Origin of the sequence: Bradyrhizobium sp. BWC-3-1 (assembly GCF_032917965.1) — a bacterium.
Classification (GTDB): Bacteria; Pseudomonadota; Alphaproteobacteria; order Rhizobiales; family Xanthobacteraceae; genus Bradyrhizobium; species Bradyrhizobium canariense_D.
Window position 1 is genome coordinate 7,188,785 of the sequence record NZ_CP136625.1, and the last position, 26,530, is coordinate 7,215,314.

The window sequence follows — 26,530 nt, forward strand, 5'->3', positions numbered from 1 at the left end:
TTCGGCTACAATCGTGACAGCTTAGACCGGCTGATCAAGGCAGCAAGCCTGCGGCCCACCGGTTCGAGCGCAAAACGTGCCTCAATACTTTGGCGAGCCAATCTACCATAACACTCGGACTTCTCGGAATCCGAGAGCAACTCTACCAAGGCGGCTGCGATTACTTTTGCGTCGTCGCGTCGGCATAGGATTCCGCCCACTGCGCGTCCTCCAGCCAAAATTTCTGGAATTCCAGGAGCATCGGTCGCAACTATTGGCAACCCACAGGCCATCGCCTCCAGCGGGGCTACGGGAAAGCCTTCATGACGCGAAGCAGTAACTGCCACGTCGGCCGCGCATAGCATTCGACGCATTGCGGTACGATCAAGTATGTAGTTAGAAATCCAAGTCACGCTCTCAGAGCCGCATCTTTCGATCAATTGCTGGAATATTGCTCGATCGGGGCCGTCACCAATCACAACCAGTCTGATCGGTCTCCCCGCCATAGCCTCGTTCACGCCTGCCCATGCAGACAGTAGTATATCGAGGCCCTTCCGATGAACCTCAATGCGACCGTGGTAGATTGCTACACGTTCTCCAACCGTCCACCCCAAGGCAACGCGCACCTCATTCCGCATCTCTGGGAACCAAGTCCGCAAATCTAATGGGTTGGGAATATCGACTATTGGACAGGAGGGGCGATACCGTTCCTTCACTCGCTTCGCCTCACCTGCGCTCGCGATAATCAATCCCGCCGCTTTTGCGATTGCCCGAGGTCGAAAATACTTTTCCAAGTACCTAAAGTGGCGATCGCCGCCCTGAAAAGTAGCAAAAACCGGGATGCCAACACTTTGCCCGACCGCGATCAGACTGTCGAACCTAGGATCCTCATATTCCTGCACCAAAATTGCCGTGCAATTGTCTGCTTGCAATAAACGCGCGAGGCTGGACCGCGCGACAGCAAAATAGGGACTGAATTGAAATGCCAGCTCGGCAAAAGGATGACTGAGCCTGCTTATCTTACCTCCAAACGCCTCTTTGGCACGCCACGCATAAGGGCTGCTCATGTTGCGCACGAGCAAACGATAGGGCCGTGGTAAAGGTATCAGACGTATTGTACAGTTCGTCGGCGAATGAATTCGCTTCTCGGTCTTGAGAATTGCGCGCGAATAGCAGTACAGTACCGGCGCTAAGCCTACCGACTGCAGCGCGGATATGTAACCAAATAGCCATCCCCCGGTCATTTCCTGACAGAATTTGTCCAGCGAAATTCCGATCGTGTCTAGGAAGTCTTCAATACAGTTGCCCCAAGGGAAGATGGCGACAACTTCGCTATCTCGGGAATTGCCGATAGGAGTTGGAAGCGCTGGGGTCATCGCCTACGGGCCTTTTAGGTTCGTTATTGACAGAGCGGAAGCCGGCGGCTGAGCTGGCCAGCCACCCCGTTTGGGGAGCCATTACGAGACGCAGTTCGTTTCCGGCCTGCCTTGAGCACCTTTTGCGAAGCCCACCGAATGCGCATGCTGCTCGAGCACCAGGTCATCCTTGGCCAATCGGCTTAGCTTTGTGCGTACAATTGCCTCAACGGGATTGTCGGCGCCGGCACGAGGATCCATCGACATAAATGCCTGAGAAGAAGCTACAGAACGAGCCTTCGTCAGCTTTTTGCGAAAGGCCGCCAGCACCTCGGCCGCAGTAAGGATCGAAGCTACGGGATCGCTCAGCGTCAGCATCCCGTAAGCCGCAAGCGCCGGAATAATTTTTCTCTCGCGCAACAACACTTGAAACGCATATCTGTGCGCGTTTGCAACTGCCCAGCGCTTCACCCGCAGAGGGATCGAATGGTTAAGCTTCGCATGTCGCGCAATGGTCTCGCTCATGCTTCTCGCCATACGCGATCCATCACTCGACATATTCCCCTTGTAGACGCGGTAACCAACCAGGAACAATCTTACGGCTTCTATGCGATAGCGTGCCGCAAGCCTAAGCTCAAAATCGAGATCCTCGCAACCACCGATGCCCTCAGCAGCGTATGATGGGTCGAATCCTCCCACAGCAAGCGCTGCATCACGACGGACCAACAGATTGCTTCCGTTTCCTATGAACTTAAGTACGAAATTTCTAGCCAATATATAACCGCTACAGCCTCGCACGGTCTGACCGTTACCGGTGAACTGATCGCTCTCGTCAATCGTTCGGTGAAACGTGTATACGCCCGCCCAGCTCGCATCAGAACGATGGACATCTATCGCTTCGACTTGGCGTTCAATCTTGGTCGGATGCCAAAGATCGTCCGCGTCCAGGAAAGCGATATAAGATCCTCTTGCGTTTTGTATCCCCAGGTTTCGAGCAAGGGCCACGCCGCGGTTTTTTGTCCGAATTGAGCTCACACGCTCATCAGAGGCGGCAAACTCCTCTATGATGCTGCGTGTATCGTCTGTCGAGCCATCGTCTATGACGAGGACTTCAATATTCTTGTATGTTTGCGCCAAGGCCGATGCCAGCGTACGAGCCAGAAAGCGCTGTGCATTGAAGGCGGGTATCACGACGGAGACGAGTTCCATCCGAATCCACCTTGCGTATTAATCATGAACAATGGAGCCAAGGGCTGCAGTTATACGGTCTATCGCGCGTGACGATCCCGCCAATTTAGCGCGGTTCTGAGAAGGAAATCGAGTTGCGAATGCTCCGGTTTCCATCTGAGCTCTCGCTCTGCCTTCGCGTAGGATGCAACGAGCACCGCCGGATCACCTTCACGACGCGGGCCAAGCCGGAGGCAGGGGCTGATGCCCACGACACGCTTTACCGCCTCGACCAGCTCGAATACGCTGGTTCCTATTCCGGTCCCCAGATTGAACGTATGTACACCTTCGCGAGCAACCAGCATCTCGCCTGCGAGCAGGTGTGCCCGCGCGAGATCATTCACATGAACGTAGTCCCTGATAGCACTTCCGTCGGGCGTCGCGAAATCGGTTCCAAATACTGTAAAGGGTCGCTCGGGATTGCGGGCGGCCTCGATCAATAACGGAATGACATGGGACTCGGGTTCATGGCGTTCGCCGATTTCGCCTTCGGGATCACAGCCAGCGGCGTTGAAATATCGCAAGGACACCGATGCGAGACCATAGGCCCTGCCGTAATCCTCCAACATCCGTTCGATGATCATCTTCGACCAACCGTACGGATTGATTGGTGACTGCGGATGCATCTCGTCAATCAACAACGTTCGCGGAACACCATAACTCGCACACGTGCTAGAGAATAGGAGATGGCGACATCCTGTGGCGCGCATGGACTCGAGGAGCGCGAGCGTACCCGCAGTATTGTTGGTATAGTAAAGTCCGGGATCTGCCACTGATTCACCAACATAGGCAAAAGCCGCAAAATGCGCGATTAGGTCAGGCTTGTACATTGCCAGTGCTTCGCGGACCCGCACTTCATCGCGGAGATCGCATTCGACCAGGGGTCCCCAGCGCACCGCGTCACGCCATCCGCGCGATAGATTGTCCAGAGTCACCACCCTCCATCCAGCTTTGGCGAACGCTTTGCAGCAATGTGACCCGACATACCCCGCGCCGCCGGTAACAAGAACGGTCTTAGTCATGCTATTGCACCAGCTCGTTTGAGCGCAGCAAATCGGTGAAATAGGCGATCGTTTTGGTGAGGCCGTCACGCAGTTGCACGGACGGTGCCCAGTTAAGCGTATCGCGCGCTCGCGCGATGTTTGGCTGTCGTTGCTTTGGATCGTCGATTGGGAGCGGCTTGAATTCGATTCGACATCCAGACCCGGTCAAGTCCTTCACTGTTTCAGCCAATTCCATCATGGTGAACTCGTGAGGGTTCCCAAGATTGATTGGTCCGGTAATTTCATCATTGGTTTCCATCAAACGAACCAGGCCATCGATCAGATCATCGACGTAGCAGAACGAGCGCGTCTGCATTCCGTCTCCATAGATGGTGATCGGCTGGTTGGTCAGAGCTTGCACAATGAAATTTGAAACGACCCGCCCATCATTCGGACGCATTCTCGGACCGTAAGTATTAAAGATCCGCGCAACTTTAATTGAAAGGTTGTGCTGCCGCCTGTAGTCAAAAAACAGCGTCTCGGCACAGCGCTTCCCTTCATCATAGCAAGAGCGTGGGCCAATCGGATTAACTCGTCCCCAGTATGACTCATCCTGGGGGTGCACCTCGGGATCACCGTAAACTTCCGAGGTTGAGGCCTGGAGAATTTTAGCGTTCACTCTTTTGGCCAGCCCAAGCATGTTTATTGATCCATGTACGCTGGTCTTAGTCGTTTGAACGGGATCGTGTTGATAGTGAACCGGGCTGGCTGGGCACGCTAAATTATAGATCTCGTCAACCTCGACGTAGAGCGGGAAAGTAATGTCGTGTCGCATGAGTTCGAAGCGATGACACTCCAGCAGGTCACGCACGTTTGCTTTCGAGCCCGTGTAGAAGTTGTCGAGACAAAGAACTTCGTGACCCGCGTTAATCAGCTTCTCGCATAGATGTGAGCCCAAAAAGCCCGCACCGCCGGTGATTAATATCCGCCTTGCCTGACGCGCCACTAGCAACCCCTTGGAATTGTTAAAGATTTACCTTTTTTTAGTACGACTATCGCAATACGATCGGCTAACGGCTAGAATTTATGAGATTGCATCAAACAGTACAGTTCAATTGAAATTAAGCATTAAGATGGTGTCGTGCGTTCTCCCCATTTGTTGAGAGACAGCCTCATTTCAGTCATCGTGCCGGCTTTTAACGCCGGACAGACTATTTATGAGACGGTGGTAAGTGCGCTGAACCAGACGCACCGCGATCTTGAAGTGATCATTGTAGATGATGGCTCCACAGATCAGACGAGGCTCGTCGCCGCGCAACTTGTCGAACGGGATGCGAGAGTTCGTTACGTATCTAAGCCGAACGGCGGAGTAGCTTCGGCACGCAACTACGGAATTGCCACAGCCCGCGGGGAATTCATCGCCACTCTTGACGCGGACGACCTCTGGCAATCGACAAAACTAGCCCGACAGCTTGAACGTTTCGAAAGCCGAGGTTCCGAAACCGGGCTCGTCTATGCCTGGTGTTGTTGGATTGATACTTGCGCCAACGTCACTGGTTTTGCTCCCCCGACCCGGCTGGAGGGCAGAATTTTTCCTGAGATGTGCGGAGGTAACATTGTAATCAGCGGTAGTAACGCGCTCATAAGACGAGAAGCACTGATTGCTGCGGGAGGTTTTGACGAGTCGCTTCGCTCTCGCGGAGGTCAGGGCTGCGAAGACTGGAAGTTGTATCTTCAAATTGCAGAGCGGCACGAGATAGCTATGGTTCCGGAATATCTAGTCGGATATCGCGTCTCACCTGGCTCGATGTCCGATGATTTCGCGCAGATGATGCAATCGAGGCGATTTGTGGAAGCCGAATTCCTATCGAGATATCCGGAACTATCCGCCAATTTCGCGCGCGGTGAAGCCATACTTGCACGATCGCTCGCATTGCGAGCGATTGATCGCGGACATATACGCGATGCAATCGAACTGCTTACCAATCAGTCTCAGGGCAGGCTAACAACCGCGGCTGCGTCACTTGTGTGGCTGCTGGGTGGCTCGACCCGTCGTTTGCTTAGGTGGTTACGGCAAGATGTGTCTCCGGCAACTAACAGGTTTCTCCCCGAGCCACCCACGAAACGGCGCTGTGGCACCCGTCGACCGAACAGTGTCGAAGGCGGGTGAAGAGGTAACAACCGCAGATGCTGGGCGGGAGTTTCCGAATGCACCAGAGGTAGTCAAGGCTTCTCAGGCACAGGCTCGTCAGTCGGATAGAAGCGAGCCCGTCGGGCTTCCGCCAGCACTTTCCCGCCAGCGGATCTTGCTACGGCAGTCCACTGGTAAACGTCTGGCCTGCATGGACCAAACGTTCGAATAGTCCCGGGGGGCACAACGCCGTTTGTGGGAACGACGACTTCCTGGCCGCCCATATCCCTCGTCCCTTCCGTCAGGGTTAGCAGCAAGAGTTTGGTATCAGGCGGCACGTTGCGGATGCGGATTTCGGGATTCGGAAACAGCGTGACGCAGCCCTTCGTCCCCTGCCATGAAAAATCAATGAGCATCGGGTCGGCGACCGCCGGAACTATCGCAGCCACGAGGGCAGCGGATGCACCAAGCAAAATTCTGAAAAACATGATTGGCCTGTTGATCAAAGGCCGCAATTTCGCCGACTACATGGTGTCGAAAGCAGCGGGTCAAAAGCAGCGAACACGTTGCTATTGTCCAATTGAATATTAACTGTCACAAGCACGACCCGAGATCAAGCGTCAAGTAGTGGCTCATGCTCTCTCAGCCCGTTTCATGGAGCTCAGCGCGATGCATGCCATGGGTCTAGGCAATCTGACGACCGAACCACGGGCCGTACAGGTTTGGACGATTTCCGCCGCTATTAACGGTTAAGTCGGCGCCTGATAGACAACCAGGATAAGATCGGACATGAACTTGCGCATGACGAACAATGCATTCGCGCGTCCTAGGTGGCCCCATTGAAGATTTTGGTTCATGACTATGCCGGCCACCCCTTTCAAGCCAATCTCAGCCGCGAACTCGCCTCGCGAGGACACCAGGTTACGCACGCCTACTTTCACGGCGATCACGGACCCAAGGGGCGCCTTGTACACAGCTCCTCTGATCCCTCCAGCCTATCTTTTGAGGGGGTGAAGCTGCCGCGTCCGTACGACAAAGAATCTTTCGTCCGCCGCCGGTTCGATGACGTGACCTACGGAAAAGCGGTCGCAAAGTTGGTGATGTCATTACGGCCCGATCTCGTCATTTCGGGAAATACGCCTACCGAGGCTCAGACCGCGATTGTCAAAGCCTCCCGCAAATGCGGTGCCGCCTTTGTGTTCTGGGTTCAGGATTTTTACAGCATCGCCGTTTCAAAGCTGCTGCGGAAGAAGATGGGTCTGATCGGCGCGGGCATTGGCACCTACTATTCTGTCCTCGAACGCCGACAGTTTGCCAACTCCGACGCCATCGTGGTGATCACCGACTCTTTTGCTGACGTCGCAAGGAAATGGGGAAGTGCCGGGGAAAAGATCTTCACGATCGAGAACTGGGGTGCGCTAAACGAGATTTCGCCTCTTCCCAAAAACAATGATTGGGCGCGACTTCACGGCCTCTCTGATACGTTCAACTTCCTTTACTCCGGCACACTCGCATTAAAGCACAATCCGCAGCTTCTGATTGACCTGGCGAGAGACGTGAAGGGCCGCGCGAAAGTTGTGGTAGTGAGTCAGGGCGTGGGTGTCTCGGAACTCGAGCGCGCGAAGCGTGAGCATGGAATCGACAATCTGATCTTGTTGCCCCTACAATCATTTTCCGATCTGCCTAAAGTTCTTGCAACGTCTGACGTGACAGTCGCGACAATCGAACCCGATGCGGGGATGTTCTCTGTTCCGTCCAAAGTGCAGTCATATTTTTGCGCACAACGCCCAGTATTACTCGCCGCACCGGGGGAGAACCTCGCTTCCCAGGTCGTCAGCAGGAATGGAGCCGGCCTTGTCGTCGACCCGACTGATCGGGAGGGCTTCCTGCGTTCCGCGGTTCAGTTGATGGAGGACCACACCTTGCGCAACGCTGCGGCCAAAAGTGGTAGGAAATTTGCTTTGGAGAATTACGACATCAAACGGGTGACTGACCGTTTCGAAGGGGTATTTGAATATGCTAACCGTGTTAGAAACTCGAGAAAGGGAACTTCATGACTAAGACTGCCCTGGTTTGCGGTGCAGGTGGGTTCATCGGCGGGCACCTGGTCAAACGACTCAAGCGCGAAGGTTTCTGGGTGCGCGGTGTGGATCTGAAATTCCCGCCATTTGCCGACACCGAAGCCGACGATTTCGCCGTTGGCGATCTCCGCGACCAGTACTTCTGCCGTCAGATCACGGACCGCGGGTTCGACGAGGTCTATCAGCTCGCCGCAGATATGGGAGGTGCTGGTTATATTTTCACCGGCGAGCATGACGCCGATGTGATGCACAATTCGGCCACGATCAACCTCAACATGTTGGATGCCTGCCAAAAGCGGAACGTGCGCGGCATGTTCTATTCCTCCTCGGCCTGCATGTATCCGGAGCACAATCAGCTGGATCCAAACAATCCGAACTGCTCCGAGGACTCGGCCTACCCGGCAAATCCGGACAGCGAATATGGCTGGGAGAAGCTGTTCTCAGAGCGGCTCTATCTCGCCTACAATCGCAACCATGGCATGCGCAATCGCGTCGCGCGTTATCACAACATTTTTGGGCCCGAGGGCACTTGGGATGGCGGCAAGGAAAAGGCACCAGCGGCCGTGTGCCGCAAGGTGGCCCAGGCTACAAACGGTGGCGAGGTCGAGATCTGGGGTGACGGCACCCAGACGCGATCCTTCCTCTATATCGACGAATGCTTGGAAGGCACAATCCGACTGACACGGTCAAATTTCGAAGGCCCGGTGAATGTCGGCTCGGAGGAGATGGTTACCATCAATCAGCTCGTGGATATCGTCGCCGACATCGCCGGCAAGAAGCTGCACAAGAAGCATATTCCCGGCCCGCTCGGCGTTCGTGGACGAAATTCCGACAACCGACTGATTGAGCAGAAGCTCGGCTGGAAGCCCTCCGCAAGCCTGCGCGCAGGTCTTGAGAAAAGCTACGAATGGATCGAGCGGCAGGTGCACAGAAACGAGAAACGGGCAGCGGCCTAGATCGATCCTGCCATCGGAGGAGCGCGGTGCAGCATGCCAGAATTGAGCTTGATCTTATGTTCGCGAAACGGGTCAAGAACCATCAAGCGCTGTCTGGACCACATTCAGGCGATGGACGAGGCAGCGGAAATCGAGGTCGTTCTCATCGACAATGGATCCACAGACGATACACGCGCCATCATGCGAAGCTTCTGTGAGCTCCATCCGAACCTTTGGCGGACAATCGAGGAAACCAGACCAGGGAACTCTGCGGGCCGTAACTCAGGGATCGAGCATTCGTCCGGTGAGATCGTCCTTTTCATCGATGATGACTGCTATCCTGAGAAGGCGTTCGCGGTCGCCTGGAAGGAAATTTTCAACACTAATCCCGATCTCGGCTTCGGATCGGGTCGGATTATGCCCTTTGATTCGAGCCGTTCCCCCATTGGTTGCAACACAAGCGCGACCCATGAGCCGTTGCCACCAGCAACATTCTTCCGGCGCGGCTTTGTGCAGGGATCAAACATGGCCTTCAGAAAACAATGCCTTCTGATGGCCGGATTCTTTGACGACCGATTTGGTGCAGGCACGCCCTTTGCGGGCGAGGAATGGGATCTCGCTTTGCGCGCTTCATTCGCTGGCTGGAGGGGCGGTTATTTCCCTCAGCCTGGCGTCGCGCATGATCATGGTCGTTCGGAAGGAGATGCTTCGGTTCGGGGACTTTATTACGATATCGGGGCCGGAGCGGTTTACGCAAAGCACGTTCTGAGCTCGCATGCTCCTGCCGCGTTGCTGAAACTTGCAGGAGAGATTTTTCACTCCCGCAACGCTTCACGCATGCGTTCACTTGCAATAGGAGCTTTGAAATATTACAGCGTTGCCGCTAAATGAACGCAGAGCTACGTTTGGCGTTCCGATGAGTGCTTTCAATAGAAGAACGTTTCTACTACGCGCGGCAGGCAGCACATTTGCGACGGCATCCACCCCGCTGCACGCGCAGGGACGAGGTCTTCTGTCCGACCTCGACTCCGAACTGCCGCCACTTCCCGGCGGCGGCGAAGTTATCTTCGCTGACGACCTACTTGGTTCCGACTTTGCTAGCGACAGCGGTTTCCGCAGCGATGGGCGCCCGTGCTGGCAGAGCCGTCTTGCAAGAACGAGGCAGCAGGCTGGCAATAAAGAACTGGGCTATTATGCGGACCCGGCCCTTAACCCTGAGGTGAAGGTGTGGGGCATCGAGCCGTCCACTGGCCACCGCTTCATTCAGGCCGAACACGTCCCGCAGGGGCTCTCGGATGGCCGAGGCGGAAAAATCACGCTCGCTTGGCAGAAGGATGCACCTGTCACCTACACGGCGGCGATGGTCACTTCACGAACGCTTTTCAACCAGATCGGCATAGGAAGCTATGTCGAATTCGAAGTGAAACTGTCCAAAATTGCGGGAAGCTGGCCCGCGCTGTGGCTGTTGCGCGCTGGCGACGTGTGGCCCCCCGAAATAGACGTGATGGAGGCCTTCATCTCCTCCACTACTCACCCACGGGACGGCGTGACAACAAATCAGCACTGGATTGGCAGCAAAGGCCATGCGTCAGCAAGCGCAGCAATCAAACTCGGTGATGTCGAACCGGGCGCCGACATCTTTGCGCGTTTCAACCGATACGGCTGCTACCTGGGGGAGAAGGAGGTGGTCTGGTACTTCAATAGAAAACCTTATCGAGCTATGATAAACTTCGCCGGCGCGGGCCCCTGGTACATGCTGATGGACGTCGCCGTTGGCGGACTTGTGCCAGTTCCGAGCGACTCCGCGGCTTTTCCTGCGCCAATGCACATTCGCGGTGTAAGGGTCGTCCAGTTCTGATGAAGCCATGCTTAGAATATCCAGCCGAGCTGAGAGTTTGGGAAGGTGCAAGCGTGTTTACCGCGAGCAGGCATCATGTCATCTGATAGAACTGTGCTGGTTTATCGGAATGAACTGTTGCCGATCTCGGAAACGTTCATCAAGGAGCAGGTATTGTCGCTGCGCAAGTGGCGCGCGGTACTCATCGGCCTAAAGGCGGTAAACCAGTTACCGCTGGATGACCTGACGGTGCGCGTCTTAGGAGCGGACAATCCTGGTCTGCTCAGCCGCCTCGCATGGAAGACCTTTCAGCTCACCGGCACAATTCCGCCACGTATCAAGCGCATTCTAGATGCAGAGGGCGCCTCTCTCGTCCATGCGCATTTTGGTATCGATGCCCTCGATGCATGGCCACTTGCGAGAGCCCTCAATGTCCCGATGCTCGTGACGCTCCACGGCTACGACATCAATATCTACCGCGAATGGTGGGAGGCCGGGGAAGCAGGCTTTCGCGCGCGATTTTACCCGCGGCTACTCCTAGGCTTGGCCAAAAAGCCGCAAGTTCGTTTCCTCGCTGTATCGGAAGCCATTCGTCATCGCGCCATCGAATTCGGAATCCCGGCGGACAAGGTATTCGTCCGATACATCGGCATTGATTCGACGAAATTTTCACCCGGACCGACTCAGATCAGCAAGCGCCCTCCGCGCGTTCTTTTTGTAGGACGGCTTGTCGAGAAAAAGGGTTGCCAGTACCTGGTCGAAGCGATGGCCGATGTACAAAGGAAGATTCGGATGGCCGAACTCGTGGTGGTCGGAGACGGACCGTTGCGAGCCACCCTCGAGCAACTTGCGCGAGCAAGAGGGACTAACGTGAAGTTTCGAGGCGTTCTCTCAAATCAAGACGTCAAGCGAGAGCTTGATGCTGCGCGTGTATTTTGTCTTCCAAGCATTACTGCGGAAAATGGCGACGCCGAAGGGCTTCCCATTTCTATCCTTGAAGCGCAAGCATCCGGAATTCCGGTCATAACATCCGCGCGGGGAGGAGTCGGCGAGGCAGTCAAGGACAACGAGACTGGCCTCGTCTTCGGCGAGCGCGATTCTCCAAAATTGGCCATTCAGCTTCTAAAGATACTAACATCGGATGATTTGGCTGACCGCATTTCTAACGCTAGCGTAGCAATGATTGCATCTTGTTTCAGCCATCAGCTCCTGAGTCCGCGCCTTGAGGCACTTTACGACGAGATCTCGGGCACTAGCGCTGCGCGATCATGAAATAGCCAAGCGGGAATTGTGCCGCAGTTTTCTGGACCACGCTCTCACCGACTCGAGTGTTCACGAAACTCCAGGACACCGCTTGTATGGCTTTTGCGAGGGTTCGACCTACGATTGGCATCCTCATGACATTCTTGGACACAACGTCCGAAATGATTTCCAAGGCTCCGCCAAGTGGCTTGATCTGAATGACTTTCATGTCCGAGAGATCCATAAACCGTCGCAACGCAAACTCGGTATACCGATAAAAATCGTGCGGGGCCTCGTGCAAGGGATAATAAAAAGGAACACTCAAAATCAATTTCCCCCCGGGAGACAACAAGCGAGCAATCTCACGACAGAGCTCAAGCGGAACGGGAATGTGCTCCAATACGTCAGAAAGAATGACAGTCTCAAACGAAGCATCCGGGAGATCAATTGGTTTTGTAAGGTCGGCCTCCCTGTCAAGGTGACTTGCATCGTGCAAGCTATTTCCCCAATCGACGCACGTTATCTCTGTCACAAGATCCCTATAGAGACCATACAGTGGGACCTTTCCGCAGCCGAGATCCAGTAAGCGACCTGAGGCATGAGATTTGATCGCGGGCAAAAAGTTTGCTGCAATCAAATTAGCCATCAGTCTAGAGCCGAGACTAACCTCCTTTGGATCAGCAGAAGCTAAAAGCCTCCCATCCCGCAAAACGTACTTCGATTCCTTCCAAGCCTCACGATTCTGCAAGCTGCCCTCGAATTCGCCGCCTCAAAAACTCAATCGTCCTGAGGCCAACGCAACTCTGATCTCAGAACGCCAAAAATCATACCGGATTGTCGTTTTGAGGTCTACAATCGCGTTACGCATCAATACCTCCGCTGGCTGAATCGGCCGGCTTTGCCAAACTCATTGAACAGCAAATCTTGGAAAGCTGCGGTGGACCACAACAGCAAGGCTCGTGCAGTCAAGAACATCGCCATCACCGGTACAGCGCAAGCATGGCGGATTGGGACGGGCCTCCTTCTTACCATCGTTACCACTCGTTTCTTGTCGCCATCGGATTTCGGGATCCTCGCGATGGTCGGGACCGCCACTGCTCTCATCGCGCTGGTCAAGGATTTGGGGATCAGCCAAGCAATCGTCCAGCGCGAAATCATCAGCGATAATCAGGTCAGTTCGCTGTTTTGGGTATCCGTTGTGGTATCTATTATATTCGCTGCGCTCCTCGCGGCCAGCGCGCCGGTGATGGCCTCGTTCTACGCTGAACCAAGGGTGGAGCCGCTGACGCTCTGTTTCGCGGTACTAACGCTCCTTGGCGGCCCCCAAGCCGTTCCTAGCGCCATCCTCAACAGGAATTCGCAATTCAACCAATTGGCTATAGTCGACATTGCAAGCTCGACGGTGGCATTCGCCGTCGGACTTAGTGGGACGTTGCTCTGGCAGAATTATTGGGGGCTCTACGCATCTGCCGCAAGTGCGACGATTGTATCTGGCGTCGGGATCTGGGTCTTTTCACGTTACAAGCCGAGTGCACCTCACCTCGACAAAAACGTATCCGACATGCTCCGTTTTGGTTCGCATGTATCGGGTTTCAATATCGTCAATTATTTCGCGCGGAATTGCGACAACATCCTGATCGGACGCTTTCAGGGGAGCGAGCAACTTGGAACGTACGATCGAGCCTATCGACTGCTTCTTTTCCCGATCAGTCAAATCCATGGACCAATCGGGCAGGTCCTAGTGCCTTTACTGGCCCGACTTCGAACCGAACCGGAACGATATCGCAGCACCTATATCGAAGCCGTATCTTTGATCATGGTCGTAATGCAGCCCGGGATCCTGTATGCCGTGATCTTTGCGCATCAGCTGTTCGATCTCCTGTTCGGCGAAAAATGGACTGCGGCCGCTTCCATATTTCAGTGGCTTGGAATTGCAGGACTGCACCAAGTCATCACCTCCACTGTGGGATGGCTCTTTTTGAGCCAAGGCCGCGGTGGGGACTTCTTCAGGATTGGGGTCTATTCGTCCGTCCTCACTGTCGGATCGTTCATCGTGGGCCTCCCTTGGGGAGCAGTTGGCGTAGCAAGCGCATACGCCATCTCGAACACTATTATCGTGGCGCCGCTTGTATGGATTCACACCGGACGTCGCGGTCCGGTCAGCTGCCCGGATCTTATCAGAGCAGCGGTCCCTCACGCCTTGGCTGTCGCAGTAACGGCTCCCATACTCAAATTCCTTCAACTCAGCTCCAGTGGACTCACGATATATCAGGCACTTGGCTTTGCTGCGATCTCCTACCTAGTGCACGTTGGAATTGTGTTGCTGTTCCCTTCCAAACGCGATCTTCTCTGGCGTGCGATACGCTTGCTTAAACGATAGGAAGAAGAGGCAGGAGAGAACTTTACAGAAGCGAACCGAGACGGTGCATCCACACACGGTTGAGAACGGCAATTAAGCATCATGAAACTGTCTGTTTCGTCCCATATCTAAACCTCATCCGAAACGTCTTCGTCGTTCTTGCCTCGCATCTTATGGAGTTCGTAAGCAATGCCGCCTGCAGAGAATCCAATCTCCTTTTCAAAGTCTCCCTCTCCGGATCAAGTGAGAGCCTACTATGATGCTTTTTCATCCGATAGAATGCTGAGCTACCGGCTTGTCGGCAATGCAAGGATCGAAAAGGCGATTCAGTTTTTCATTGGCTCGCTCGGTAAAAACGAAGCAATTCTCGATGTCGGATGTGGTATCGGCATCGCGACCGAAGCGATGGCGAAGAAAACCCACGGCCCGGTGCTCGGCATCGACATAAGCGAGCAAAATATTTGGTATGCAAAGAAAACAGTCGGCCGGTCAAATCTCAATTTCGTAGCGCAAGACGCGCTCAGTGAGGAGTTCGATCCAGTCGCGTTGCTAGGACGAAAGCCTTCAACGATTACGATGTGCGATGTCATCGAGCATATCCCGGAGACGTCGAGGCAAGAGCTCTTCCAGAAATTTTCCGTAATCGGGGGGGCGGGTCTTAAGGTCCATCTTACGTTTCCAACGGCTACTCATCTCGAATACCTTGAGGAAGAAAAGCCCTCTGAGATTCAGATCATTGACAACAAATTGCGCCCCGAAGTCTTGGCTATCGAGGCAGCGAAGGCCGGCCTTGCGATAACGTACTTCAAAATGGTGGATATCTGGCGACGCGCTGACTACGCTCATTGCTCATTTGAGCGTCTTGAGAGTCTCAAATCACACATCAGGACTCCCCTGCGCCGCTCGTTTCTGAATCGGGTTAGGTCACGTTTCGCCGCTACGATTACAGGAAGAATCAGAAAACGTCGCTACATCGATAAAGTCTTTGAACCGAAGTAGTCTTCCTTGCTCAAGGGGCTTTGGATGCCGAAGAGGCTGGTATCGTGCTCCGGAAGCTTAGGGTAGAGGGTTGCTGGAATATCAGTCCCAGGCAACTAGTATGCCCTGATTGCTGCGCTATTATACTGCTGGAGCCGAGTTGACTGGCAAGTATGGGGTCGAGAAATTGTGACAATATCCGTCTATGTCCCAACGCGGAATCGAGTGAATCTGCTTGCAACTGCCGTACGATCGGTACTCAGGCAGACATTCTCCGACGTCGAACTACTCATAGTCGATGATGCCTCGACCGATGCAACACCGTCATTTCTGGAGGCGCTGAAGGGCGAAGACAGCAGAGTCCGCGCCCTACGTAACGAAAGTCCTCTTGGGGCGCCAGCCTCACGAAATCGAGCTATCAAGGAGGCAACAGGTGAGTTCATAACAGGCCTTGATGACGACGACACGTTTGAGCCCGAGCGTCTGGGTGCGTTTCACGATTGCTGGGCTTCCTATGCGAGACATAGAATCCCTGTTTCTTGTCTTTATGCGCAGGACTACTTCCTCAGTGGCGGAAAAGAGCTATTTGTCACCAGGAAGAGAGGAACCGTGGAATTCGCTGACCTTGCGGAAGCCAACGAGATTGGTAACCAGGTCTTTGCTCCGACAGCCGTGTTCAGGGAAGCTGGTCTGTTCAATGAGCAGTTGCCTGCTTGGCAGGATTTCGAATTCTTCATGCGGATCGTTAAACGATTTGGAACTGCGCGGTTGCTCGATATGCCGCTCTATCGTTTCGACGTGACGCCAAGCCGTGACCGCATATCAACCAAGCAGGAAAAGGTCAGAGCTGCATACGAAATCGTATCGAAACTTCATTTCCGAGATAATGTCAGAGCACGGCAGCAGCTCATGTTGCAGGTTTTTTCGAGTTTTTATGGAATCAAGCCCAAGCCGAAGGATCTCGCCCGATTTGTGGGCTTGGGATTCTGGCCTCGCGGATGGGCAACATTATCAAAGCGAATGTTCCGACTGTAACTAGTCGTCCGTGAAGAACGCTGATTTTAGGCTGGATTGATTGCCGGCTTCGTGAAGAGAGCGGCCAGGATTTGCCACAACAAAATGCCGAGCCAGTGGATCAGGCGGCGGAAGTTGTAGCCGGCGGCGGCGAGGACGGCATGGGCTGCATCACCGTGCCGGAACTACAGATAGTTTCGGCCCATGCGACGCTCGGCTTTGAGGTGACCGATGACGGGTTCGACGGCGGCCCTGCGGTTCGCGCTTGATCTTGGGCGTCACCCCTCGCTTCTGGCCGGAGATCAAGTGCCCAGGGTATGGCCATCATATGGATTGCCGGGCAACGCTTTTGCATGGGTGACGAACTGGCCGCCCTTTGCGCGGCTGATCGTGGTTGCAACGGATACTTTGACGCCGAACTCGTAAGGTCGATGGGCCTTACCCTTGCCGATGCATTCGACCTCCGGCGCGTGCAGGGAATAGATCTTCGGCCCGCGTTGACGCTGTTGCTGCTCGCGCACGCGCCGCGCCAGCAATAGCAGCTTTGCGAACGCCGGTTCGAGCCCGCTGTTGCCATCGATCTTGCGGCCGATGTCGCGCATCACGCGGCGCAGCGTCTTGAGCGTACGCCTCCGATGGGGGCCGTCTTGCGTGAGGGTTGGTAATTCGCGAAGCGTGTGACCTTAAGTCTAGCTTTAAGGTCATCAGGCGATGCGGGTCGAGGTTTTAGGCGGGCTGGAGCGGCGGCGGCGTTGGTCGCAGGACGACAAGGCACGGATTGTCGAGGAGACGTTGGCACCGGGCGCGAAGGTAACTGAGGTTGCGCGGCGCAACGGAGTAGCGGCCAGCCTGGTGTTTACCTGGCGTCGACAAGCACGGACATCGGAACAAGTTGCACCATCTTTTACGCCGGTGCAGATCGCCGCCGTAGCGGCTTCGACTGAAGAAACTGCGAAGCTTTTGCCTACGGTTGATGGCCGAGTTCGCTCGGCGGCAGCCGCACGTACTGGATTGATAGAGATCGATCTCGGCAACCGACGGTGCATCCGGGTGGATGCGCACGTCGATCCGGAGGCGCTGGCGCGGGTCCTCGATGTGCTTGGACGCCGATGATTGCTGTACCAGGGAATGTGCGAGTGTGGCTGGCGACAGGCTACACGGATATGCGCAGAGGCTTTCCGTCGCTGGCCCTCCAAGTGCAGGAGGTGCTGCACAAAGAACCGCTCAGCGGTCATTTGTTTGTCTTCCGCGGTCGCCGCAGCGATCTTGTGAAGGTGATCTGGCACGATGGTCAGGGAGCCTGCTTGTTCACAAAAAAACTCGAGAGAGGAAAGTTTATCTGGCCATCGGTTGCCGGTGAAGCGGTAACGATCTCGCTGGCGCAGTTGAGCTATCTGCTGTCCGGGATCGATTGGCGCAATCCGCAAGAAACCCAGCGGCCGACGCGGGTCGGATAATCGTTTTGGGTTTGAATCTGATGCTCGATCTGATTCAATGGCGTCATGACATCGAAGCCGGACGACCTTCCTTCGGATCTCACGAGAGCCTACCTTGCTCTGCTGGCCGAGCGCGAGGCGTTGCAGGCTGAACGCGATGTGGCAGTCGCGGATGCCGCCAACGCGCGGGCGGAGCTATCGGACAGCGAGGTGCTGATCGCTCATCTTGAGCTACGGATCGAGAAGCTCAAACGCGAACTGCACGGGCAGCGCTCCGAGCGCACGGCGCGTTTACTCGAGCAGTTGGAATTGGAGCTCGAAGAACTCGCCACCACGGCGACCGAGAATGAGCTTGCCGCGCAGGCCGCAGCAGCGAAGACGCAGAACGTTCGCCCCTTCATGCGCAAGCGGCCGGTTCGCCAGCCATGGCCGGACGACATCGAACACGAGCGCGTCGTCATTGAGGCTCCAACGAGCTGCGCCTGCTGCGGTGGATCTCGGCTGGCGAAGGTCGGAGAGGATGTGACCAAGACGCTGGAGGAGATCCCGCGTCGCTTCAAGGTGATCGAGACGATACGCGAGAAGTTCACCTGCCGCGATTGCGAGAAGATCAGCCAGCCGCCGGCACCGTTCCATGCCACGCCGCGCGGCTTCATCGGTCCGCAATTGCTGGCGACAATGCTGTTCGACAAGTTCGGCATGCATATCCCGCTCAATCGCCAGAGCGTGCGCTTCAAGGCTGAGCGGATCGACCTGCCGCTGTCGACGCTGGCCGACCAGGTCGGCCACGGAACCTTCGCCGTCATGCCGCTGTTCCAGCTGATCGAGCGTCATGTGCTCGCGGCCGAGCGCCTTCATGGCGACGACACCACTATCCGCATCCTGGCGAAGGGCAAGTGCACGACCGGCCGGATCTGGACCTATGTGCGGGATGACCGGCCGTTCGCCGGGCCTGCGCCGCCGGCGGCGGTCTATTATGCCTCGGGCAACCGACGGGGCGAACATCCTCAGAAGCATCTGGCCGCCTTCGCCGGCATTCTGCAGGCGGATTGCTATGGCGGCTTCGAGCCGTTGTTCGACCCAAAAAGGAAAGCAATGCCGATCACGCCGGCGTTTTGCCTGGCCCATGCGCGGCGGGGATTCTTCGAACTGGCTGACATCGAGAAAGCCGCCCGGGAAGGCCGCAAGGGCAAACCGGTCTCCCCGATCGCGCTGGAGGCGGTCAGGCGTCTGGATGCGTTGTTCGAGATCGAGCGCGCCATCAACGGCCGTAGTGCCGACGAGCGGCGTGCCGTGCGCCAGGAGCGGAGCAAGCCGCTGCTCGACGACATGCATGACTGGCTGCTCCGCGAGCGAGAAAGCCTCTCGCGCTCCGCCGAGGTCCTGAAGCCCATGAACTACATGCTCAAGCGCTGGGACGACTTCGTCCGCTTCCTCGACGATGGCCGGATCTGCTTGACCAACAATTGCGCTGAGCGTGCATTGAGAGGCATTGCCTTGGGAAGGCGCAACTGGACCTTCGCTGGTAGCCAACGTGGCGCCGACCGTGCCGCGATCATGCTGACGATGATCACGACCTGCCGCCTCAACGACGTCGATCCAAAGGCCTGGCTCGCCGACGTCCTCGCCCGGATCGCCGATCTTCCCGCGTCGCGGCTGCGCGAACTGCTGCCCTGGGAATGGAAGCTCCTGCACCAAGCCGGCAAGTCCGCCGATCAGCAAGCCGCCTGACCTTCACGCAACGCCATCGTAGAACTCGCCGCGCTCGCGCGCATGTGTCAATCAGGCGGCCTTCGTCGTATGCGTACTCTTGAGCGCCCGGTGGGCGCGCTTGAACTGCTTGGCGTGGGCATAACGCTGATGCTGGATCAGGGCGAATTTGCCCAGCCGCGCAGTACGCATCCGGCGACGGCCCCTGGGCAGGTCGCTTTGGGCGGATAGCCGATCGCGCTCAAGCTGCGTGAGCGACGCTTTGGGGCTGCCAATTCCAAGGCAGCAGTTCGTCAATGCGCTTGGCAGAGTGATCAGGTAGGCGCGCCAGCACGTCGGCAAGCCAAGCCTGCGGGTCGACGTCGTTGAGCTTTGCGGTGGCGATGAGGCTGTAGATGGCAGCAGCACGCCGACCGCCCTGATCGGATCCGGCGAAGGTCCAATTTTTTCGCCCGATGGCGACCGCCCGTAGCTCACGTTCAGCAGCATTGTTCGACATGCAAAGCCGTCCGTCATCAAGGAAGCGGCTAAATGCATCCCAGCGGCTGAGGCAGTAATTGATCGCCTTGGTCGTGTCGTTGTTCCTGGAGAGCTTGGCGCGCTGCTCGCACAACCACACCTCCAGCTCGCGGATCAGGAGGCGACTACGCTCCTGGCGCACACGCAGACGCTCCTGCGCAGGAAGTCCGTTGATCTCGCGCTCGATGGCGAACAGGGCATCGACGCGCTTGACCGCCTCGGCCGCGATTGGCGCCTTGCTGAGCCGTGCCAGATCAAAGAACTTGCGTCTGCCGTGCGCCCAGCATGCGGCCTCGATGATCGGGCCGCCCTTGCGATTGGCCTCGTAGAGCCTGCCAAAGCCGACGTAGGCGTCGGCCTGCATCAGTCCGGCATAGCCCGCCAGATGCTGCTCCGGATGCGCACCGCCACGATCGGGCGAGTAGAAGAACACGGCCGCCGGCGGATCTGGGCCGGCAAACGGACGGTCGTCGCGCACGTAGGTCCAAAGCCGTCCGGTCCGGGTCTTGCCCTTGGCCAGGACTGGCACCGTGGTGTCATCGGCGTGGATGCGCTCGGCTGCGAAGACGTGGCTCCGGATCGCATCGACCAAAGGCATCAGGCTTGCGGCGGAGGCACCTACCCAGTCCGCGAGCGTCGAGACGTCGAGGTCGATGCCTTCACGCTGGTAGACGTCGCTCTGACGATGAAGCGGCAGGTGCAGGCCGTACTTGGCGAACAGGACATGGGCCAGCAGCTTGGACCCTGCACGCCCGCGCGCAATCGGATGCGAGGGGGCCGGCGGTTGGCTGATCGCTTCGCAGGCCCGGCAGACGAGCTTCTCGCGCACGTGCTGGATCACCTTCCACTGGCGCGGAACGAGCTCCAGCGTCTCGGTTACGTCCTCGCCAATCTTGCGCAATCGGCTGTCGCCACAGCATGGGCAGGTGGCCGGCACCGGATAGACGATGCGCTCCCGCGGCAAATGCTCCGGCAGCGACCGACGGGCCGGCTTGCGGCGCTCGAACGATGGCACCGTAATCTTGTCGGCTGCCATCTGCGTCGCGGTCTCAGCCTGCGCCGCGTTCTCCTCCAGGTCGGCGAGCTGTAGCTCGAGCTGGTCCAGCAATGCGCCTCGCTCGGAGGACTGTCCGAACTGCTCATGCCGCAGCTTCTTGATCGTGAGCTTGAGCTTCTCGATCAACAAGGTCCCCGCCTGGGCCTCGGCTTCTGCGGCCAACCGGGCCGCTCGCTCGGCGCGCAGCATCGCCTGCAGCGTAGTCACATCATCAGGAAGAGAATCATCGGCGGCCATCGCGACCAGAGAATCACAAGACGCGGTCTCTGTCCGAACTGCTGGTCGCGCCGGCGATTCAAATCACAGCGATCAGCCGGCCGCCTGCGGTCGCCAGGTATGTTGCGGCATCCGCCAGTCGATGCCCTCCAGCAGGTAGCCAAGCTGGGCTGGGGTAATTGTCACGACTCCATCAGCCGGTGATGGCCATAGGAAGCGGCCGCGCTCCAGCCGCTTGGCATAAAGCGACATGCCCAGTCCATCGTGCCAAAGGATCTTGATCAGCTTGCCGCTTTTGCCACGGAACACATAGAGGTCGCCGCCGTGCGGATCTCGCTTAAAGCCTTCCTGCACCAGTAAGCCCAGTGAGTTCATGCCGCGGCGCATGTCGGTGTGGCCGGTCGCAATCCACACCCGCACGCCCGACGGGAGGGGGATCATCGCGACCGTCCATCAGCCAGCGCCGCGACCACCGCCTTCAGCGTCGCCGCGTCGACCGCGCCAGTAATCCGCATCCGAGCTCCGGCCGCAAACTCGATCTCGATCGCCCCGCCGGCCGGCTCGACTGGACCAGGCGTCGCCCCCGATTCCGGTACCAGCATCGCCGGTATGAAGCTCGTGTGCTGATCGGCGGCATCCGCCGGCTCGGGACGAAACGCTCGCCGCCATCGCAGCAGCAACGAGCGCGAAACGCCATATCGCCGCGCCGTCGCCGCGACCTGGCGCGGCGCCTGTAAGCTCTCCAGGACGATCTTGAGCTTCTCATCCTCGGACCAGCGCCGCCGCCGGCCTGTATCCACTACTTCGAGCCGTTCGACTTGGGCACTGCGCCTATCACTGTCCATAAGGACAGTTCTCAACAACACGCCTCAATCGGCAAGGCGGCCTTCACCGGACGGATACGCCGCGCATAGGATTGACGCAAGCTCACTCATGGCGCTGCGCCAGCCGCACCAGCGTACGCGTCCGGTGACGGCCCTGGTTAGGTCAGCTTGAACGGATGGCTGACCGCGCTTATGCGGCCTGAGCGACGTTCTGAGGTCGCCAATTCCAGGGCATGAGTTCCTGGATGCGCTTGGCGGGATGATCCGGTAGGCGCGCCAGCACGTCGGCGAGCCAAGCCTGCGGGTCGATGTCATTGAGCTTGGCGGTGGCGATGAGGCTGTAGATGGCAGCCGCGCGCCGTCCGCCTTCATCGGACCCGGCGAAGGTCCAATTTTTTCGCCCCACGGCGACCGCCCGTAGCTCACGCTCAGCAGCATTGTTCGACATGCAAAGTCGTCCGTCATCAATGAAGCGGCTAAATGCATCCCAGCGGCTGAGGCAGTAATTGATCGCTTTGGTCGTGTCGTTGTTCCTGGAGAGCTTGGCGCGCTGCTCGCGCAACCACGCCTCCAGCTCGACGATCAGGGGGCGGCTACGCTCCTGGCGCACACGCAAACGCTCCTGCGCAGTGAGACCGTTGATCTCACGTTCGATGGCGAACAGAACATCGACGCGCTTGACCGCCTCGGCGGCGATCGGCGCCTTGCTGAGCCGCGCGAGATCAAAGAACTTGCGCCTACCGTGCGCCCAGCACGCGGCCTCGATGATCGGGCCGCCCTTGCGATTGGCCTCGTAGAGCCTGCCAAAGCCGGCGTAGGCGTCGGCCTGCATCAGTCCGGCATAGCTCGCCAGATGCTGCTCCGGATGCGCACCGCCACGGTCGGGCGAGAAGAAGAACACGGCCGCCGGCGGATCTGGGCCGGCAAACGGACGGTCGTCGCGCACATAGGTCCAGAGCCGGCCAGTCCGGGTCTTGCCCTTGGCCAGGACCGGCACCGTGGTGTCATCTGCGTGGATGCGCTCGGCTGCGAAGACGTGGCTCCGGATCGCATCGACCAAAGGCATCAGGGTTGCCGCGGAGGCACCTACCCAGTCCGCGAGCGTCGATACGTCGAGGTCGATGCCTTCACGCTGGTAGACATCGCTCTGACGATGAAGCGGCAGGTGCAGGCCATACTTGGCGAACAGGACATGGGCCAGCAGCTTGGACCCTGCACGCCCGCGCGCAATCGGATGCGAGGGGGCCGGCGGTTGGCTGATCGCTTCGCAGGCCCGGCAGACGAGCTTCTCGCGCACGTGCTGGATCACCTTCCACTGGCGCGGAACGAGCTCCAGCGTCTCGGTTACGTCCTCGCCAATCTTGCGCAATCGGCTGTCGCCACAGCATGGGCAAGTGGCCGGCACCGGATAGACAATGCGCTCCCGCGGCAAATGCTCCGGCAGCGACCGACGGGCTGGCTTGCGGCGCTCGAACGATGGCACCGCAATCTTCTCGGCTGCCATCTGCGCCGCGGTCTCAGCTTGAGCCGCGGTCTCCTCCAGGTCGGCGAGCTGTAGCTCGAGTTGGTCCAGCAATGCGCCTCGCTCGGAGGACTGTCCGAACTGCTCGTGCCGGAGCTTCTTGATCGTGAGCTTGAGCTTCTCGATCAGCAAGGTCCCCGCCTGGGCCTCGGCTTCCGCGGCCAACCGGGCCGCTCGCTCGGCGCGCAGCATCGTCCTGCAGCGTGGTCACATCGTCGGGAAGAGAATCATCGGCGCCCATCGCCGACCAGAGAATCACAAGGCGCGGTCTCTGTCCGGACCGCTGATCATGCCACCGATTCAAATCCCAGCGATCAGCCAGCCGCCTGCGGTCGCCAGGTATGTTGCGGCATCCGCCAGTCGATGCCCTCCAGCAGGTAGCCAAGCTGGGCTGGGGTGATTGTCACCACGCCATCAGTCGACGATGGCCACAGGAAGCGGCCGCGCTCCAATCGCTTGGCATAAAGCGACATGCCCAGTCCATCGTGCCAAAGGATCTTGATCAGCTTGCCGCTTTTGCCACGGAACACATAGAGGTCGCCGCCGTGCGGGTCTCGCTTGAAGGCTTCCTGCACCAGCAAGCCCAGCGAGTTCATGCCGCGACGCATATCGATGTGGCCGGTCGCAATCCACACCCGCACGCCCGACGCAATGGGGATCACCGCAAGCGTCCATCTGCCAGAGCCGCCACGGCGGCCTTCAGCGTCGCCGCGTCGACCGTACCCGTGACCCGCATCCGAGCCCCGGCAGCAAACTCGATCTCGATCGACCCACCGCTGCTGGCCGGCGTGACTGGACAAGGCGTCGACCCTGATTCCGCGACCACTACCGCCGGTACGAAGCCAGGTTGATCGGCGGCATCCTTCGGCTCAGACCGAAACGACCGTCGCCATCGCAGCAGCAATGAGCGCGAAACGCCGTACCGCCGCGCCGTTGCAGCGACCTGGCGCGGCGCCTGTAAGCTCTCCAGGACAATTTTGAGCTTCTCATCCTCGGACCAGCGTCGCCGCCGGCCCGTGTCCACCACCTCAAGCCGTTCGACTTGGGCACTGCGCCTATCACTGTCCATAAGGACAGTTCTCAACAATACGCCTCATTCGGCAAGGCGGCCCTGACCGGGCGGATACGCACCAGCTTCTCGCGCGCCCGGTTCAGAAGCTTCGCATCGGTGGGGACGTCACCGGGATCATCGGTGTAGACCTCGCGAACCGCTTCTCCAGGAAGCTCCAATCCACCGTGCGGCCCAGCGCCACAGCGGATGCTTCATGTCAATGATCTGATCGAGCCGAGAGCGGAACAGATCCTGCTCTCCCGTTTCCCGCCGTTCCGGTGGCCGCACCTGGTCCTCGCCAAATCGCTCCCAGCCAGAGAATCACAAATCAACTATGCAAGGAATCCCCTTCCGAAGACCCGATTCTCGGCAAACTCGATTACATCAACGCGACGCTTCCAGATTCCAAATCAATGACTTGGGAGTTCTTCACGAACGACTAACTAATCTCTAGGCTCAATTCACCAGAGGCAGGCCGCTCCGTGACACCTGCGACCAGTTGCCGGAGCCGAGGATCACCGCACCTTCAGCGCAACCAGCCGGCACGACAATCCCTTTTGCGGTTGCGGTACAACGGTGGCGCAGGTCACCGGACTTGGGAGCACTTGCCGCTCGCCCTTGTCGTTCGTCACCTCCGAAGTTAACTTTGCGTAGAGAACATAGGATCCCGCGCGCTGTATCGCCGAAAGTGAGAGTTCCAGAACATCTGTGCCGTCGTCCCGCTTCTTGAACATCCCTGCGGCAAGCTTCGCGCTTGCGGCGGTGACCGTCGTTCGTGTCGCCTCGTCCACAATCCAAGCTTGAAGAGTCCGGTTCGACGGATAGTCAGCGGGCAGCTTGAGGGGGATTTCCACCGTCACGGGCACGGCCGTAGCAAGGGTCGCGCCGGCCGCACTCACCTGCTTCCCGGCCACCTTGGCCACTTGCAGGAAAGCGGGCCTCTGCATGTCGTTGATCGTCGCCGTGTACCCGAATTGCTTGGGATCTGGCGTCACCTCGCTCGGACCGCATTGCCGTAGGCCCTTGTCAGACTCGGTGAACTGGCAGACGCGGACGTAGTCGATCTTGAAGGCCTGCGGGAACGCGGCCTCGTCGATCCCGTGTCGACCAGCCCATTTGCTACCGCCGACAGCGAAATTAAGATCCACATGGGCGGGCGGACCGAGCCGGCCGTCCTTGCGCAGCCATTGGTAGTTCCGCGTGTAGATCAGCTTGCCGTCCCAGAAGAACGAGACTTTGTCAGGAGCCCACACATACCCCGCAGTATGCCAGCCCAGGTTGAGGTCCTCGCTCGCGTACAGGTTTTGAAATTTGAGCAGGAAATTCTTGTCGGCGTAGGTGTACTGCTTCTCGCTGAACGGACCTACGATATTGGAATGCAGCGAATTCGCCTTGTCTTCCACGCCGTTGATCACAAACTCGAAGATGTCGGCCTCGGGCGGATGCCAGGTCTTGCCGTCGATGTCGTAGTCGGCCTCCAGCCAGAAGGCGGGAAATACGCCTCGTGCGTTGGGCAGGAACACTCTGGCCTCGAAGTAACCATAGTAAAAGGTCCGGTGGCTTCGAATCATCGCGGATTCAAAAAGGTTTGTGCCCTCCATCTTCTTCGCAACCAGGCTGAGCGCCCCCCCGGACAGCACGTGGTTGTCGCGATAACGCTGGACCTCATCTGTGAAGTAATCCATCGTTTCGTTGTTGTATATGTAACGCGTGGCCCATTTGGTGCGGTCGAGCTCGACACCGTTGAACTCGTCAGAAAATACCAGGTCCCACCCAGCAGGCCATGCCGGTTTTATGGGCAGCAAGGCTGAGATCATCATCACCAGCGCAGGCACCCATTTTGAGATATTGGTAAACGTCATGTGGGCTAACTCACAGATCTCATGCCCGGTCCCAGGGCACCAGGGAAGCTTCGTGTTTGTTGCAGCTTGGCAGCCCACCCCAGCAAACAAGTCAGTAGCTTGCAGTCGAACATAACGCCCGTTTCGATGCACCTATTCGGCCTAATTGGATAAGCGGGCATGACGTGCCATAAGCTGCGACTACGTCAGAAAGATGCCCCGGATCCCATGCG

General features: G+C 57.7%; 25 protein-coding genes and 2 pseudogenes. 13 read left to right on the top strand and 14 right to left on the bottom strand.

The features are described 5' to 3' along the window. Positions 1-5: 5 nt before the first annotated feature. From RX329_RS34615 to RX329_RS34630, 4 genes are all read right to left on the bottom strand, one after another. Complete coding sequence (locus RX329_RS34615; protein WP_317244979.1) at positions 6-1,355, bottom strand: glycosyltransferase family 4 protein; 1,350 nt, start codon at positions 1,353-1,355, stop codon at positions 6-8. An 81-nt stretch (positions 1,356-1,436) separates the two neighbouring features. Then, positions 1,437-2,543: a glycosyltransferase family 2 protein gene (locus RX329_RS34620; RefSeq protein WP_317244980.1), complete on the bottom strand. Its 1,107-nt coding sequence runs from the start codon at positions 2,541-2,543 to the stop codon at positions 1,437-1,439. A gap of 59 nt (positions 2,544-2,602) precedes the next feature. Then, entirely contained in the window at positions 2,603-3,583 is a 981-nt protein-coding gene (gene galE / locus RX329_RS34625) for a UDP-glucose 4-epimerase GalE (RefSeq protein WP_317244981.1), read from the bottom strand. Between the two features lies 1 nt (position 3,584). Then, positions 3,585-4,550 (bottom strand): UDP-glucuronic acid decarboxylase family protein, encoded by a 966-nt coding sequence (locus RX329_RS34630; RefSeq protein WP_377827865.1) that lies wholly within the window; start codon positions 4,548-4,550, stop codon positions 3,585-3,587. A 135-nt stretch (positions 4,551-4,685) separates the two neighbouring features. Between RX329_RS34630 and RX329_RS34635 the strand changes: the two genes are divergently transcribed. The 7 genes from RX329_RS34635 (at position 4,686) to RX329_RS34665 (ending at position 11,800) form a co-directional block, all read left to right on the top strand. After that, positions 4,686-5,714 (top strand): glycosyltransferase family 2 protein, encoded by a 1,029-nt coding sequence (locus tag RX329_RS34635; protein ID WP_317244983.1) that lies wholly within the window; start codon positions 4,686-4,688, stop codon positions 5,712-5,714. A gap of 333 nt (positions 5,715-6,047) precedes the next feature. Beyond that, entirely contained in the window at positions 6,048-6,266 is a 219-nt protein-coding gene (locus tag RX329_RS34640; RefSeq protein ID WP_317244984.1) for a hypothetical protein, read from the top strand. 248 nt (positions 6,267-6,514) lie between these two features. Continuing rightward, positions 6,515-7,732: a glycosyltransferase family 4 protein gene (locus RX329_RS34645; protein WP_317244985.1), complete on the top strand. Its 1,218-nt coding sequence runs from the start codon at positions 6,515-6,517 to the stop codon at positions 7,730-7,732. Beyond that, positions 7,729-8,712 (top strand): NAD-dependent epimerase/dehydratase family protein, encoded by a 984-nt coding sequence (locus tag RX329_RS34650; RefSeq protein ID WP_317244986.1) that lies wholly within the window; start codon positions 7,729-7,731, stop codon positions 8,710-8,712. Before RX329_RS34645 ends, RX329_RS34650 begins: the two co-directional genes overlap by 4 nt. A gap of 33 nt (positions 8,713-8,745) precedes the next feature. Continuing rightward, positions 8,746-9,582: a glycosyltransferase family 2 protein gene (locus tag RX329_RS34655; protein WP_317244987.1), complete on the top strand. Its 837-nt coding sequence runs from the start codon at positions 8,746-8,748 to the stop codon at positions 9,580-9,582. Positions 9,583-9,607: 25 nt separating this feature from the next. After that, the gene (locus RX329_RS34660; protein WP_317244988.1) at positions 9,608-10,549 is read left to right on the top strand and encodes a family 16 glycosylhydrolase; all 942 of its coding nucleotides are present in this window, start codon (positions 9,608-9,610) and stop codon (positions 10,547-10,549) included. A 75-nt stretch (positions 10,550-10,624) separates the two neighbouring features. Beyond that, on the top strand, positions 10,625-11,800 hold the full coding sequence (locus RX329_RS34665) for a glycosyltransferase (protein ID WP_317244989.1): 1,176 nt from the start codon (positions 10,625-10,627) through the stop codon (positions 11,798-11,800). Here RX329_RS34665 and RX329_RS34670 read toward each other — a convergent pair. After that, positions 11,781-12,518 (bottom strand): class I SAM-dependent methyltransferase, encoded by a 738-nt coding sequence (locus RX329_RS34670; RefSeq protein ID WP_317244990.1) that lies wholly within the window; start codon positions 12,516-12,518, stop codon positions 11,781-11,783. The genes RX329_RS34665 and RX329_RS34670 overlap by 20 nt on opposite strands. Before the next feature lie 189 nt (positions 12,519-12,707). Between RX329_RS34670 and RX329_RS34675 the strand changes: the two genes are divergently transcribed. The 3 genes from RX329_RS34675 to RX329_RS34685 all read left to right on the top strand — a co-directional run bounded on the left by RX329_RS34675 (position 12,708) and on the right by RX329_RS34685 (position 16,142). Next, the gene (locus RX329_RS34675) at positions 12,708-14,150 is read left to right on the top strand and encodes a lipopolysaccharide biosynthesis protein (RefSeq protein WP_317244991.1); all 1,443 of its coding nucleotides are present in this window, start codon (positions 12,708-12,710) and stop codon (positions 14,148-14,150) included. Between the two features lie 168 nt (positions 14,151-14,318). Beyond that, positions 14,319-15,128, top strand: coding sequence for a class I SAM-dependent methyltransferase (locus tag RX329_RS34680; RefSeq protein ID WP_317244992.1), 810 nt, complete (start codon positions 14,319-14,321; stop codon positions 15,126-15,128). A 168-nt stretch (positions 15,129-15,296) separates the two neighbouring features. After that, positions 15,297-16,142, top strand: coding sequence for a glycosyltransferase (locus tag RX329_RS34685; protein ID WP_317244993.1), 846 nt, complete (start codon positions 15,297-15,299; stop codon positions 16,140-16,142). Between the two features lie 26 nt (positions 16,143-16,168). Here RX329_RS34685 and RX329_RS34690 read toward each other — a convergent pair. Next, positions 16,169-16,750, bottom strand: a pseudogene (locus RX329_RS34690) (IS5/IS1182 family transposase); the annotation flags it as partial. Positions 16,751-16,832: 82 nt separating this feature from the next. Between RX329_RS34690 and tnpA (RX329_RS34695) the strand changes: the two are divergent. The 3 genes from tnpA (RX329_RS34695) to tnpC (RX329_RS34705) are packed head-to-tail and all read left to right on the top strand — an operon-like array spanning position 16,833 to position 19,288. Then, positions 16,833-17,234, top strand: coding sequence for an IS66-like element accessory protein TnpA (gene tnpA / locus RX329_RS34695; protein WP_085357272.1), 402 nt, complete (start codon positions 16,833-16,835; stop codon positions 17,232-17,234). Then, entirely contained in the window at positions 17,231-17,578 is a 348-nt protein-coding gene (gene tnpB / locus RX329_RS34700; protein WP_085357271.1) for an IS66 family insertion sequence element accessory protein TnpB, read from the top strand. Before tnpA (RX329_RS34695) ends, tnpB (RX329_RS34700) begins: the two co-directional genes overlap by 4 nt. A 45-nt stretch (positions 17,579-17,623) precedes the next feature. Beyond that, entirely contained in the window at positions 17,624-19,288 is a 1,665-nt protein-coding gene (tnpC, locus tag RX329_RS34705) for an IS66 family transposase (RefSeq protein WP_085357270.1), read from the top strand. A 220-nt stretch (positions 19,289-19,508) separates the two neighbouring features. Here the strand turns inward: tnpC (RX329_RS34705) and tnpC (RX329_RS34710) are convergent, their stop codons facing one another. The 8 genes and pseudogenes from tnpC (RX329_RS34710) to RX329_RS34740 all read right to left on the bottom strand — a co-directional run bounded on the left by tnpC (RX329_RS34710) (position 19,509) and on the right by RX329_RS34740 (position 26,318). Continuing rightward, positions 19,509-21,080 carry an IS66 family transposase gene (tnpC, locus tag RX329_RS34710; RefSeq protein ID WP_317244994.1) on the bottom strand — a complete coding sequence of 524 codons (1,572 nt, stop codon included), beginning with the start codon at positions 21,078-21,080 and terminating at the stop codon, positions 19,509-19,511. Between the two features lie 72 nt (positions 21,081-21,152). Continuing rightward, the gene (tnpB, locus tag RX329_RS34715) at positions 21,153-21,500 is read right to left on the bottom strand and encodes an IS66 family insertion sequence element accessory protein TnpB (RefSeq protein WP_317244995.1); all 348 of its coding nucleotides are present in this window, start codon (positions 21,498-21,500) and stop codon (positions 21,153-21,155) included. After that, entirely contained in the window at positions 21,497-21,904 is a 408-nt protein-coding gene (gene tnpA, locus RX329_RS34720) for an IS66-like element accessory protein TnpA (protein ID WP_317244996.1), read from the bottom strand. The genes tnpB (RX329_RS34715) and tnpA (RX329_RS34720) overlap by 4 nt, the downstream gene beginning before the upstream one ends. Before the next feature lie 169 nt (positions 21,905-22,073). Beyond that, complete coding sequence (gene tnpC, locus RX329_RS34725; RefSeq protein ID WP_410706145.1) at positions 22,074-23,597, bottom strand: IS66 family transposase; 1,524 nt, start codon at positions 23,595-23,597, stop codon at positions 22,074-22,076. A 122-nt stretch (positions 23,598-23,719) separates the two neighbouring features. Further along, positions 23,720-24,067 (bottom strand): IS66 family insertion sequence element accessory protein TnpB, encoded by a 348-nt coding sequence (gene tnpB / locus RX329_RS34730; protein ID WP_317244997.1) that lies wholly within the window; start codon positions 24,065-24,067, stop codon positions 23,720-23,722. Then, positions 24,064-24,474 carry an IS66-like element accessory protein TnpA gene (gene tnpA / locus RX329_RS34735; RefSeq protein ID WP_085383151.1) on the bottom strand — a complete coding sequence of 137 codons (411 nt, stop codon included), beginning with the start codon at positions 24,472-24,474 and terminating at the stop codon, positions 24,064-24,066. The genes tnpB (RX329_RS34730) and tnpA (RX329_RS34735) overlap by 4 nt, the downstream gene beginning before the upstream one ends. Before the next feature lie 83 nt (positions 24,475-24,557). Next, positions 24,558-24,744 (bottom strand): annotated as a pseudogene (locus tag RX329_RS42105) (IS5/IS1182 family transposase); the annotation flags it as partial. 227 nt (positions 24,745-24,971) lie between these two features. Next, positions 24,972-26,318 (bottom strand): glycoside hydrolase family 16 protein, encoded by a 1,347-nt coding sequence (locus RX329_RS34740; RefSeq protein WP_317244998.1) that lies wholly within the window; start codon positions 26,316-26,318, stop codon positions 24,972-24,974. Between the last annotated feature and the right edge of the window lie 212 nt (positions 26,319-26,530).